A 14,112-nucleotide genomic window follows, 5' to 3' on the forward strand; every position below is an offset into this window, starting at 1 on the left:
ATAGACATGGCCACCGATCAGAACCAGCTCATCGAGGCGCTCCGGAAATCCCTCAAGGAGACCGACCGGCTCCGCCAGCTCAACAAGCGGCTGCTCGCGAACGCCAGCGAGCCGCTGGCCATCGTCGGCATGAGCTGCCGTTACCCCGGCGGCGTCACCTCCCCCGACGAGCTGTGGGAGCTCGTGGCGTCGGGGCGCGACGCCGTCACCGGGCTGCCCACCGACCGCGGCTGGGACCCGGAGCGGATCTACGACCCGAGCATGACCCAACCGGGTGCCGTGTCCACCAGCGGCGGCGGCTTCCTCGAGGAGATCGCCGAGTTCGACGCCGAGTTCTTCGGGATCAGCCCGCGCGAGGCGCTGGCGATGGACCCGCAGCAGCGGCTGCTGCTGGAGGCGTCGTGGGAGGCGTTCGAGGACGCGGGCATCGACCCGACCTCGCTGCGCGGCAGCGACACCGGCGTGTTCTGCGGCGTCGGCACCACCGACTACTGCGCGGCGCCCGCGGGCAGCCTGCCGCAGATCGAGGGCTTCCAGCTGACCGGTGGGGCGGCCAGCGTGTCGTCCGGCCGTATCTCCTACGTGTTCGGCCTGGAGGGCCCCGCGGTGTCCGTCGACACCGCATGCTCCTCCTCCGCGGTCGCCCTGCACATGGCCACGCAGGCCCTGCGTGCCGGCGAGTGCTCCATGGCCCTCGTCGGCGGAGTGACCGTCATGTCCGGCCCGTTCCTGCTGGCCGAGTTCAGCCGCCAGCAGGCGGTGTCGCCGGACGGGCGGTGCCGCGCGTACGCGGCGTCGGCCGACGGGACGGGGTTCTCCGACGGTCTGGGTCTGGTGGTGCTGGAGCGGTTGTCGGACGCCCAGCGCAACGGGCGCCGCATCCTGGGTCTGATCCGGGGTACGGCGATCAACCAGGACGGCGCCAGCAATGGCCTGACCGCGCCCAACGGCCCCTCCCAGGAACGGGTGATCCGGCAGGCACTGACCAACGCCGGTCTGTCCGCGTCCGAGGTGGACGCGGTCGAGGGCCACGGCACGGGCACCGTCCTGGGTGACCCGATCGAGGCGCACGCCCTGTTGGCGACCTACGGCCGGGAGCGGGACGGGGAGCCGCTGTGGCTCGGCTCGATCAAGTCGAACATCGGCCACACCTCCATGGCGGCGGGCGTGGCCGGGGTGATCAAGATGGTGATGGCGATGCGGCACGGAGTGCTGCCGCAGACCCTCCACGTGGACGCGCCGTCCTCGCACATCGACTGGGAGGCGGGCGAGGTCGCGCTGCTGACCGAGGCGCGCGAGTGGCCCGCGGGGGACAGGCCCCGTCGCGCCGCGGTGTCCTCCTTCGGCGTGAGCGGCACCAACGCGCACATCATCCTGGAGGAGGCCCCGGCCGAGGAACCGGCCGACGGTGCCACCGAGCCGCGTGCGCTGCCCGCCGTTCCCGTGACGGTGTCCGGCCGGACCGCGGCCGCGATGCGGGCCCAGGCCGACCGGCTCCGCGCCCACGCGCTGGCCCGGCCGGATCTGTCCCTGGCCGACCTCGGCTTCTCCGCGGCCACCACCCGGGCCCACCTGGAGCACCGCGGTGTGGTGGCCGCCGCCGACCGCGACCGGTTGCTGTCCGGTCTGGCCGCACTGTCCGTCGGCGAGCCGTCACCAGTGGTCGTGGAGGGCCGCGCCACGCCCGGCGCCAAGCCGGTGTTCGTGTTCCCGGGTCAGGGGGCGCAGTGGGTCGGTATGGCGGTGGAGTTGCTGGACACCTCGTCGGTGTTCGCCGCTGAGATCGCCGCGTGCGGTGCGGCGTTGGCCGAGTTCGTGGACTGGCGCCTGGAGGACGTACTGCGTGGTGCGCCGGGCGCGCCGTCCCTGGAGCGCGTCGATGTGGTGCAGCCCGCGCTGTTCTCGGTGATGGTGGGCCTGGCGGCGCTGTGGCGGTCCTATGGTGTGGAGCCGTCGGCGGTGGTCGGTCACTCGCAGGGTGAGATCGCAGCGGCGTATGTGGCGGGTGCGTTGTCGCTGGAGGACGCGGCCCGGATTGTGGCGCTGCGCAGCCAGTTGGTGCGGGACCGTCTGGCGGGCCTTGGCGGGATGATGTCCGTCGCGCTGCCGGTGGAGCGGGCCGAGGAGCTGATCGCTCCGTACGAGGGCCGGGTCTCGGTGGCGGCGGTGAACGGCCCGGCCGCTGTCATCGTCGCCGGTGAGCCGCGGGCGCTGGATGAGGTGCAGGCGGTGTGTGAGCGTGACGATGTCCGGGTGCGGCGGGTCAAGGTGGACTACGCCTCGCACTCGTCGCAGGTGGAGGCCATCGAGGCGGAGCTGCTGGAGGCGCTCGCGCCGGTGAGGCCGTTGAGCGGGCGGGTCCCGTTCTACTCCACGGTGACCGGCGGTTTCCTCGACACGGCCACGATGGACGCGGCGTACTGGTACACCAATCTGCGCGGCCAGGTCGGCTTCGAGCCCGCCATCCGCGCGCTCATCGACAACGGCGCCGGGTGCTTCCTCGAGATGTCCCCCCATCCGGTGCTCGCCATGGCCGTGGAGCAGACCGTCGCCGCCCACGGCCCGGACCACCGGATCGGTGTGGTCGGCTCCCTGCGCCGCGACGAAGGCGGCCTGGCCCGCTTCCTGCTCTCGCTGGGCGAGGCGCACACCGCGGGGGTGAAGGTCGACTGGGCCGCCTGCTTCGCCGACTCCGGCGCCCGGCACGTCGCCCTGCCCACCTACGCCTTCCAGCACAAGCGCTACTGGCTGGACGCCACCGGCCTCGCCGACGCCTCCGCGGTCGGCCTCGGCCGCGTCGAACACCCCGTCCTGGCGGCCGCCGTGCAGGTCGGCGACCGCGACGAGTGGGTCCTCACCGGCCGTGTCTCCCACCAGGGGCAGCCGTGGACCCGCGACCACGCGCTGTTCGGCACGGTCACCCTTCCCGGCGCCGCGCTGCTGGAGCTGGTCCTGTCCGCGGGCCGCCACGTGGGCTGCGACCTGGTCGAGGAACTGAACCTCGACGCCCCGCTGGTCCTGGGGGACGACACCGACGCACGGGTGCAGGTCACGCTCGGCCGGGCCGACGCCGACGGCCGCCGCGAAGTGGCGGTCTACTCGCGGCCGGACACCGGCGACGAGCAGTCCACCGAGGCCGTCTGCCACGCGCGCGGCCGTATCGCCCCTGACGCCGAGCCGCTGTCCGCCCGACTGGGCGCGTGGCCGCCCGCCGGGGCCGAACCGGTGTCGGTGGACGCCCTGTACACCGCCCTGTCCGAACTCGGCCTCGACTGCGGCCCGTTGCTCCAGTGCGCACAGTCGGCGTGGACCGCCGGTGGCGAGGTGTACGCCGAACTCGCCCTGCCCGACGGCACCGAGCCCGGTGGTTTCGCGATCCACCCGGCCCTGCTGGAGTCCGCGCTGCACACCGCCCACCGGCCCACCGCCGGTACGGCACCGTCAGCGGCGTCCTGGTCGGGCGTACGGCTGGCGGGCGACAAGGTCTCCCAGGCGCGGGTGCGCATCGTCGCGCTCGGCGAGGACGCGCTGCGGCTCGAGGTCTTCGACGCCGAAGGCGCGCCCGTGGCGCACATCGGCCGGATCGCCGTGCGGGCCGCCGACGCGGCCCGGTTGGGGCAGCTGCGCCGCGGGCAGAACTCGCTGTTCCGCCTGGACTGGGCCCCCGTCACGGTCGGGGCGGCCAAGCCGGTGCGGCTGGCCGCGCTGGGCGAGGTCGCCGGGGTGGCCGACCGGCACGCCGATCCGACCGCGCTGGAACGAGCCGTCGCGGAGGGCGCGCCCGTCCCGCAGGCCGTTCTGGCCGTGATCGACACCCCCGCAGGCGAGACACCGTCGGCGGTGCGGGACGCCGCCGCGCGGACCGTGTCGCTGGTGCGGCGGTGGCTGGCCGCCGGATCGCTGGACGAGGCCACGCTGGTCGTGGTCACCCGCGGCGCGGTGGCGGTCGCCGACGAGGTGCCCGACGCAGCGCAGGCCGCGGTGTGGGGCGTCGTACGCGCCGCGCAGTCCGAACACCCCGGCCGCTTCCTGCTCGTGGACGCGGACGGGGAGCGCGAGTGGGGCGCGCTGCTCGCTCCGGACGAGCCGCAGTTGGCCGTGCGCGACGGCAAGGTGCTGGCGCCCCGGCTGGCCCGGGTGCCCGCCGGTTCGGCGGACCGGCCGGAGCCCGTGGACCCCGACGGCACCGTGCTGATCACCGGTGGTTTCGGAGCCCCGTTCGCCGAGCACCTCGTCACTCGACACGGCGCCCGCCACCTGGTGGTGGCCGCCCCCGGAGACCAGGCCGACCGGCTCACCGCCGAGCTGGCGTTCCTCGGCGCGCGGGTGCGCGTCGTGCCCTGTGATGTCACCGACCGGGAGCAACTGGCCGCGCTGCTGGGCTCCCTGGAGCACCCGCTGACCGCGGTCGTGCACACCGCGGTGGTGCCCGACGCGGGCCTGATCGAGACGCTCTCCGACGAGCGGCTGGAGACGGTGCTGCGGGCCACGGTGGACACGGCCTGGCATCTGGACGAGCTGACCGCGGACGCGGACCTCTCCGCGTTCGTGCTGTTCTCCTCCTTCGAGGGGCTGGTCGGCATCCCGGGCCAGGCGGCCACCTCGGCGGCGGACGCGGCCCTGGCGGCGCTGGTGAGCGCCCGCCGCGCGGCCGGGCTCCCCGGCGCCGCGCTGGCCTGGGGCTTCTGGGCCGACGGCCGTGGCACCGGCGAAACCGGCGTGGCCGACCCCGCGCTCGTGGCCCAGGCCGGCATCCTCCCGCTGCCCACCGAGCTCGGACTCGACCTGTTCGACCGCGGTATCGCCGCGGGCGCACCGCTGCTGGCCCCGGTCGAGCTGGATCCGGCCGTCCTGCGCGAGCAGGCCCGGGCCGGACTGCTGCCCGCCGTGCTGCGCGGCCTCGTACGGGTGCCCGCCCGGCGCGCGGCGTCCGGCGGCACCCTGGCGCGGCGCCTGGCCGAGGTGCCGGAAGCCGAGCGGGAGCGCGTGGTGCTCGAACTGGTCCGGGCGCAGGCCGCGTCCGTACTCGGCCACGCCTCCGCCGACGAGGTGGACAGCGAGCGCGCCTTCAAGGAGCTCGGCTTCGACTCCGTCAGCGCGGTCGAACTGCGCAACCGGCTCTCGCAGAGCACCGGCGTACCACTGCCCGCCACCGTGGTGTTCGACCACCCCACACCGGTGGCCGTCGCGCGGCTGCTGCTCTCGCAGGCCGACGGTACGACGGACACCGCACTCCCGGCCGCCCAGCAGCGGCGCGGGGCGGCGGACGAGCCGCTGGCGATCGTCGGCATCGGATGCCGCTACCCCGGCGGTGTCACCTCGGCGGACGACCTGTGGGAGCTGGTGGCCGAGGGCCGCGATGTGATCGGCCCGCTGCCCGCCGACCGGGGTTGGGACCTGGAGCGGCTCTACAGCCCGGACCGGGAACAGGTCGGCACGACCTACTGCTCCGGCGGTGGCTTCGTCGCGGGCATGGGCGACTTCGACGCCGAGTTCTTCGGCATCAGCCCGCGTGAGGCCGTGGCCATGGACCCGCAGCAGCGTCTGCTGCTCGAGACCTCCTGGGAGACCCTGGAGCACGCCGGGATCGACCCGACGTCGCTGCGCGGCAGCGACACCGGCGTCTTCGTCGGCATCACCGGTTCCGACTACAGCATGCTCGTGCCCACCGAGTACGAGGGCTACCGCGTCACCGGCACCATGTCGAGCGTCGCCTCCGGACGCATCGCCTACACCCTGGGCCTGGAAGGCCCCGCCGTGTCGGTGGAGACGGCCTGCTCCTCCTCCGGGGTCGCGCTGCACATGGCGGCGCAGGCGCTGCACAACGGCGAGTGCTCGCTCGCGCTGGCGGGCGGCGTGACATTCATGACCACCCCGATCACGATGACCGAGTTCAGCCGGCAGGGAGCGAACTCCCCGGACGGGCGGTGCCGCGCGTACGCGGCGTCGGCCGACGGGACGGGGTTCTCCGACGGTCTGGGTCTGGTGGTGCTGGAGCGGTTGTCGGACGCCCAGCGCAACGGGCGCCGCATCCTGGGTCTGATCCGGGGTACGGCGATCAACCAGGACGGTGCCAGCAACGGTCTGACCGCGCCCAGCGGTCCGTCCCAGGAACGGGTGGTCCGCCAGGCGCTGGCCAACGCGGGTCTCTCTCCGTCCGAGGTGGACGCGGTCGAGGGCCATGGCACGGGCACCGTCCTGGGTGACCCGATCGAGGCGCACGCCCTGTTGGCGACCTACGGCCGGGAGCGGGACGGGGAGCCGCTGTGGCTCGGCTCGATCAAGTCGAACATCGGCCACACCTCGGGCGCGTCCGGCGTCGCCGGACTGATCAAGATGGTGATGGCGATGCGGCACGGAGTGCTGCCGAAGACACTCCACGTGGACGCCCCCTCCCCGCATATCGACTGGGAGGTGGGCGAGGTCGAGCTGCTGACCGAGGCCAGGGAGTGGACCAGCCACGGCCGTCCCCGCCGGGCGGGCGTGTCGTCGTTCGGCGTGAGCGGCACCAACGCGCACATCATCGTCGAGGAGGCGCCCGCCGGGACCCCGGCAGCCGCCGGATCCGAGACCGTGACTCCGGCTTCGGCTCCGGCGGCGATTCCGGCTCCCGCGACCCCGGTGCTGCTCTCCGCGCGTACCGAGGCGGCCGTACGCGCCCAGGCGGAGCGCCTGCGGCGGCATCTGCTGGAGAACCCCGGGCTCTCGGTGCTCGACATCGGCTACTCCCAGCTGACCACCCGGGCGGCGCTGGACCACCACGCGGTGCTCGTGGCCACCGACCGGGATGAACTGGCCACCGAGCTGGCCGCCTTCGCCGTCGGCGAGGTGACCGAGCGGACGGCCTTCGGCCGCCCCGGCACCAGCGCCAAGCCGGTGTTCGTGTTCCCCGGGCAGGGGGCGCAGTGGGAGGGCATGGCGGTCGAGCTGCTGGACACCTCGCCGGTGTTCGCCGCTGAGATCGCCGCCTGTGGTGAGGCGTTGGCGGAGTTCGTGGACTGGCGCCTGGAGGACGTGCTGCGCGGTGCCCCGGGCGCGCCGTCGATGGAACGTGTCGACGTCGTCCAGCCCGCCCTGTTCGCGGTGATGGTGAGCCTGGCGGCGCTGTGGCGCTCCTACGGTGTCGAGCCGTCCGCCGTGGTGGGCCACTCGCAGGGCGAGATCGCCGCCGCCTATGTGGCGGGTGCGCTGTCGCTGCGGGACGCGGCCCGGATCGTGGCGGTGCGCAGCCAGTTGGTGCGTGACCGTCTGGCGGGCCTCGGCGGCATGATGTCCGTGGCGCTGGACGCCGAACGGGTCGCCGAGCTGATCGCTCCGCACGAGGGCCGGGTCTCGGTGGCGGCGGTGAACGGCCCGGCTGCCGTCGTCCTCGCCGGTGAGCCGCGGGCGCTGGACGAGGTGCTGGCGGCGTGCGAACGCGACGATGTCCGGGCGCGCCGGGTCGCGGTGGACTACGCGTCGCATTCGGCGCAGGTGGAGGCCATCGAGACGGAACTGCTGGAGGCCCTCGCTCCGGTGGCGCCGTCGAGCGGGCGGGTCCCGTTCTACTCCACGGCCGTCGGCGCCTTCATCGACACCGCGTCGATGGACGCCGGGTACTGGTACGCCAACCTGCGCGGCCGGGTCGGGTTCGAGCCCGCCGTCCGCGCGCTCGTCGACGACGGCGCGGGCTGCTTCCTGGAGATGTCCCCGCACCCGGTGCTCGGCGTGGCGATGGAGGAGACCGTCGCCGCCACCGGCACGGGCCGGGTCGGCGTGGTCGGCTCGCTGCGCCGTGAGCAGGGCGGTATGAAGCGTTTCCTGCTCTCCCTCGCCGAGGCGCACATCGCCGGGGTGAAGGTCGACTGGGCCACCCGCTTCGCCGGTTCCGGCGCCCAGCGGGTCCCGTTGCCCACCTACGCCTTCCAGCGCAAGCGGTACTGGCCGAGCGCGCGCCCGGCTACCGGCGACCCGGCCGTCTCCGGCCTCGGCCGCGTCGGGCACCCGGTCCTGACGGCGGGTATGCGGCTCGCCGACCGGGACGAGTGGGTGCTCACCGGCCGGCTGTCCCACGAGTCCCAGCCCTGGCTGCGCGATCACGCCGCCTTCGGCCTCCCGGTCGCGCCCAACACCACGCTGGTCGAACTGGCGCTGGCCGCGGGCCGCGGCGTCGGGGCGCCGCTGCTCGACGAGATGATGTTCGAGGCACCGCTGCTGCCGGCGGACGGCGCGGCGCTCCAGATCCAGGCGATCGTGGGCGCTCCCGGAGCCGACGGCCGCCGCCCGGTGGCGGTCCACTCGCGCCCGGACGGTGACCAGCACGCCGAATCCACCCGTCACTGCGCGGGTTGGCTGGCATCGGACACCGAGCCCGCCGCGGGCTGGGCGGGCCAGTGGCCGCCCGCCGGGGCCGAACCGGTGCCGGTGGACGGGCTGTACGCCGCGCTGGCCGACCTCGGTCTCGACTGCGGCCCGGCGCTGCACGGTGTGCGGGCGGCATGGCGCTCCGGCGGCGAGGTGTACGCCGAACTCGCGCTGCCCGAGGACGTCGGCGCGGCGGACTTCGGCATCCACCCGGCCCTGTTCGAGTCCGCCCTGCACTGCGGGCAGTTGGGCTTCAGCGAGCAGGACTCGCCGAAGCTGCCGGTCTCCTGGTCCGGGGTGCGGCTGGCCGCGACCGGCGCCACCGGGGGCCGTGCGCACCTCACCTCCCACGGTGACACCCTGCGGCTGGCCGTCTTCGACGAGCACGGCGCGCCGGTGCTCGGCGTGGACCGCATCGCCTTCCACGAGGTCGATCCGGCCCATCTCGAGGAGCTGCGCCGCGGCCAGAGCTCGCTGTACCGCGTGGACTGGGTTCCGGTTCCGCTCGGTGCGGCCACGCCGGTGCGGCTTGCAGCGCTGGGCGGCGCCGCCGGGGGAGTGGCGGACCGGTACGCCGACCTGGCCGACCTCGAACGGGCCGTGGACGGCGGCGCGGCGGTGCCGCAGGCCGTGCTCACGGTGATCGACACCCCCGCCGGGGACGGTCCCGCGGCGGTGCGGGACGCGGCCGAGCAGGCCGCGGCCCTGGTGCGCCGCTGGGTGGACCACTCACCGTCCGGCGCTGCCGTGTTGGCCGTGGCGACGCGCCGCGCGGTGGCGGCCCGGGACACCGAGGTCCCCGACCCGGCGCAGGCGGCGGTGTGGGGTGTGCTGCGGGCCGCGCAGTCCCAACACCCGGGCCGGTTCCTCGTCATGGACGTCGAGGCGGACGGGGACACCGGGCCCGAGTGGGGCGCGGTGCTCGCCGCCGACGAGCCGCAGCTCGCGGTGCGCGCCGGGCAGCTCCTGGCGCCGCGGCTGGCTCTGGTCCCGGTCACGCCCGCCGACCGGCCGCTGCTGTCGGACTCCGACGGCACCGTGCTGATCACCGGTGGTACGACCCCTCCGGGCGCGGCGCTGGCCAGGCATCTGGCCGCCCACCACGGCGTCCGGGACCTGCTGTTGCTCGGCACACCCGGCGCCGCCGCGGACGGGCTGGTCGCGGAGCTGGCGGAGCTCGGTGCACGAACGCGCGTCGAGGCGCCCGCGCCAGACCGGCTGGCAGACGTGATCGGTTCCCTGGAGCGGCCGCTCACCGCGGTCGTCCACACCGGGGCCGAGCCCGAGGGACTGGAACTGGCCTGGCGGCTGCACACGCTGACCGAACGGGCCGATCTCGCCGCCTTCGTGGTGTGCTCCTCGTTCGCCTCGCTCGGCGGCGGTCCGGTCCAGGACCCGGCGGCCGACGCGGCCGGGGAAGCGCTGGTGCGCGGGCGCCGCGCGGCCGGACTCGCGGGCACCGCGCTGGCGTGGGGACCGTGGGCGGGCACGGTCCCGTCCCCGGGGACCGCCGAACTGCCGGTCGGGCGCGGGCTCGAGCTGTTCGACCAGGCCCTCGCCGTGGACACCGCGCTGTTGGCGCCGGTGCAGCTGGATCTGGCGGCGCTGCGTTCGCAGGCCCGCGAACGGAGCCTCCCGGCGCTGCTGCGCGGCCTGGTCCGGCTGCCCGCCCAGCGCGAGGCGACCGGTGGGTCGCTGGCACAGCGGCTGGCGGGCGTCTCCGAGGCGGACCGTGAGCGGGTGGTGCTGGAGCTGGTCACGGTGCATGTCGCGGCCGTGCTCGGCCACCATGCCGACGACCGGATCGACGTCGAGCGCAGGTTCAAGGAACTCGGCATGGACTCGATGAGCGCGGTGGGCCTGCGCAACCGGCTCTCCCAGGCCACCGGGCTGCGCCTGCCCGTCTCGTTCGTCTTCGAGCACCCCACCCCGGCGGAGATCGCCCGGCAGCTGCTCAAGCAGGTCGGCTCGGGGGCACCGGACACCGGGGCGGCCGAGCCCGCCGGGGAGACCATCAGCCTGCGGCTCCGGCAGGCCGCCGAAACCGGCACCATGCCCCAGGCGCTGCGGCAGCTGCTGGACACCGCGGGCGACAGGCCGGTCTTCTCGTCGGCCGCCGAACTGCCCGACACCGACGGGCGCCTGGCGCAGCTGGCCTCGGGGCCGGGCCGGGTGAAGGTCGTCTGCGTGCCGTCCTACGTGTATGTGGTCGGCTCCGGCCAGGAGCAGTTCATGCGGCTGGCCGACCGGTTCGAGGGAGTGCGGGACGTCCACGTCTGCTCCCTGCCGGGCTTCGGGACCGAGCTCTCCCCGGAGTCCCGGGAGGCTGCCGTGGAGGTGCTGGACGGCGCGATCCGCGCGGCCGTCGGCGACGCCCCGTTCGTGCTGGTCGGCTACTCGATGGGCGGTGTGGTGGCGCGTTCGCTGGCCGCACGCCTCGAGTCCTCCGGCGCCGCGCTCGCCGGGCTCGCCATGATCGACACACGGGCGCTCGGTGACAACGAGGACGAGGCGGGCCGGGCGTTCGCCGCCATGCTGACGGAGATCCTCACGCAGGAGCGGCGCCCGGTCTCCATCGACGACGCGAGCTGGCTGTCCATGGGCGGCTATCTGCGCCTGTTCACCGGTTCGCGGCCGGAGCCGGCGTCCGCCAGGACCCTGATGATCCGGGCGGCGGAACCGCTCGGCGGGGAAGCGGTGCCAGGCGGCCCGCGGTGGGAGGCCACCGACGACCATGTCGAGGTCGGTGCCGACCACTTCGCCCTGATCGAAGCGGCCGCCGCGGACACCGCGGACGCGATCGAAAGGTGGATCGAGGAATGAGCAGCGACGGGCTGCGCCGGGGGATGTCCATCGCGGTCGTCCTCGTCGGGGTGTTCATCTCCGCGGTGGACATGCTGATCGTGAACATCGCCTTCCCGAGCATGCAGGAGTCCTTCTCCTCGGCGAGTCTGACCGATCTGTCCTGGGTGATGAGCGCCTACGCGATCACCTTCGCCGCGCTCCTGCTGCCCAGCGGCCGCTGGGCCGACCGGTCCGGGCGCAAGCGGGTCTTCCTGCTGGGCCTCGGGTTGTTCACCGCCGTGTCGGCCGCGTGCGCGGCGGCGCCGAACCTGGAGGTGCTCGTGGTCGCGCGGGCCCTCCAGGGCGTCGGCGCCGCGCTGATGGCACCCAGCTCCCTGGGGCTGCTGCTCGGGCTCTTCCCGCCCGCGCGGCGCGGTATCGCCATCGGGCTGTGGACCGCGGTCGGCGGTGTCGGCTCCGCCGCCGCGCTGCCGCTGGGCGGTCTGCTGGCGGAGATCGACTGGCGCTGGGTCTTCGTGGTCAACCTGCCCCTCGGGGCGGTGGCGCTGCTGATCGGCGCGTGGACGCTGCGCACATCCGCCACCGAGGACGGTCCGGTCCCGGACCTGGTCGGTATCGCGGTGCTCGCGGCGTCCGTCGCCGCCGTCGTCGCCACCATCTCCCAGGGGCAGGCGTGGGGATGGGGCAGTGCCCAGGTCATAGGTCTGTCGGTGGCCGGTGTGATCGGCCTTGCCTGCACCGTGCGCCGTGGTCTGCGGCACCCGGCGCCGGTCATCGAACCCGCCATCCTGAGGATCAGGCCGGTGGCCCTGGGCAATGTCGCGACCGGTTTCTTCTTCGTGGGCGTCGGCGCGATGGCCATGTCCACCATCCTGTTCCTGACCCAGGTCTGGCGGCATTCGACCCTGCGCGGCGCCCTGGAGATCGCGCCGGGTCCGGTGTCGGCCACCCTGTTCGCCGTACCCAGCGGCATCCTGGCCGTCCGCTACGGGGCACATCTGGTCGGTCTGGTCGGCGGTACCTTCTTCGCGGCGGGCGGCCTGTGGTGGACGTTCGCGCTGGATGGCACACCGGACTTCACCGGTCACTTCCTGCCCGGCGCGATCATCGGCGGGATCGGCTTCGGCCTCATCCTGCCGCCCCTGGCCGCGGCGGCGACACTGTCCCTGCCACCGGAGCGCGTGGCCACCGGCACCGGTATGTCGTCCATGTCCCGCCAGATCGGCATGGCGATCGGCGTCGCCGTGATCGCGTCCGTGCTCACCGGTGCCCCGGACCTCTCCGACTTCCGCACCGCGTTCCTGATCATGACTGGCGCCAGCCTCGTCAGCGGGCTCGCCCTGTTCGCGATCGGCCCGGTGAGACCGTCCGCCCCGCCCGGTAGGGGCGGGGGCAACCAGCCAGAGCACGTGACCCATGCGGCAACGAGATAAGGAAGCAAGGTAAATGGACCACTCCAGCAACGCTCACGACGCGGCGGTCGCATCCGGGGGCAAGTGCCCGATAGACCACTCCTCACCCGCTCCGAAGGAGGTCATCCCGTCCTCCTCGCTGCCCGCCGTGGACATGGCCCGGCTGAAGCAGGTGCTGAGCATCTGGGCCCGCCCGGAGCCCTATCTGAAGAACGCCCGCGCCACGTACGGCAGCCGGTTCCGAGTGACGATCATTCCCGGGGTGCCCCTCTACGTGATCTCGGCACCGGAGGACGTCAAGCAGATGTTCCTCGCGCCCCGGGACGTCCTGCACACCGGCTCCAGCAACACCCCCATCGAGAAGTGGACCGGTCAGAACGGTCTCGCCTGGCTGGACGAGGAGGAGCACACCGCGCGGCGGCGCAGCGTCATGCCGAGTTTCCGCGGTGACGCCCTGAAGCGTGTGGAGCGGGAGGTCTACCGGCTGGCCAAGGAGACGGTCGCGGCCTGGCCGCGCGACCGGGCCGTGTCGGTCCACCGCTTCGCGCACCACTACACCACCAAGGTGATCCTCGAGGTGCTCTTCGGCGAGCACCGTCCGTCCTGCGAGGACGAGATGTTCGAGGAGGTGATGAAGATGCTGGAGTTCAACTCCCGCCCGAGCACCATGAAGCCGTTCCACATGCTGCCGGCCCGGAAGATGAAGATGATGCGCTTCTTCCGGCCCAACGGCGTCAACGAGTTCCTGACCCGCCGTGAGCGGGTCCACCGGATGGTGGACTCGGCCATCGAGGAGCGCGAGCGGTCCGGCGCCTCCGGTGACGACCTGCTGGGCGTGATGCTGGGCATCACCAACGAGGACGGCACCAAGCCCAGCCGGGTCGAGATGCGCGACGAGATCATGACCCAGTTCCTGGCCGGTACGGAGACCACCGCCTCGGCCATCTGCTGGGCGCTGGAGTTCCTCACCCGGTCCCCCCGCGTGGTCGAGCGGCTGCGCGAGGAGATGGCGGAGGGTGCGGGCGACACGTACCTGACCGCGGTGGTGCACGAGGTGCTGCGGCTCGGCCCGCCGATCCAGCAGATCGTCCCCCGCGAGGTGGTCAAGCCCATCGAGATCGGCGGTGTGCGCTACGCGCCCGGCGACCGCCTGTGGGCCAGCGCCTACCTGCTCAACCGGGACGAGCACAACTACCCGCAGCCCGATGAGTTCAAGCCGGAGCGCTTCCTCGGCGTCAAGCCCGCCTCGCACACCTGGATCCCGTTCGGCGGTGGCCACACCCGGTGCCTGGGCGACCGGATCGCGCTCATGGAGCTGAAGGCCACCCTGACCGAGATCCTGACCACCTGTGATGTCGAGCGTGCCGACGCCAAGCCGGAGTCGGCGCACAGCCGAACGGTCGTCAACATCCCCCGGAACGGCGCCCGAATGGTGTTCCGTCCGCGCAAGGTGAAGGCCGGAATCGGCGCGGGTTGAGCCCCGGGGGCCGGGCACCCCGGGTAGGTTGGTTTCGCCGCGCGTGGCCGGGTTCATCCCGGCGGTCCGCTCGCG

The 14,112-nt window shown here is 73.7% G+C and carries 3 protein-coding genes; all 3 read left to right on the forward strand.

What is annotated here, in order from left to right; all coding sequences use genetic code 11:
- Positions 1-6 precede the first annotated feature (6 nt).
- The 3 genes from HUT19_RS43555 to HUT19_RS35220 are packed head-to-tail and all read left to right on the forward strand — an operon-like array spanning position 7 to position 14,037.
- Complete coding sequence (locus tag HUT19_RS43555; RefSeq protein WP_254885951.1) at positions 7-11,166, forward strand: type I polyketide synthase; 11,160 nt, start codon at positions 7-9, stop codon at positions 11,164-11,166.
- Complete coding sequence (locus HUT19_RS35215; protein WP_176184444.1) at positions 11,163-12,581, forward strand: MFS transporter; 1,419 nt, start codon at positions 11,163-11,165, stop codon at positions 12,579-12,581. Before HUT19_RS43555 ends, HUT19_RS35215 begins: the two co-directional genes overlap by 4 nt.
- Before the next feature lie 13 nt (positions 12,582-12,594).
- On the forward strand, positions 12,595-14,037 hold the full coding sequence (locus tag HUT19_RS35220) for a cytochrome P450 (RefSeq protein WP_176184446.1): 1,443 nt from the start codon (positions 12,595-12,597) through the stop codon (positions 14,035-14,037).
- Positions 14,038-14,112 lie beyond the last annotated feature (75 nt).

Origin of the sequence: Streptomyces sp. NA02950, from assembly GCF_013364155.1 — a bacterium.
GTDB lineage: Bacteria > Actinomycetota > Actinomycetes > Streptomycetales > Streptomycetaceae > Streptomyces.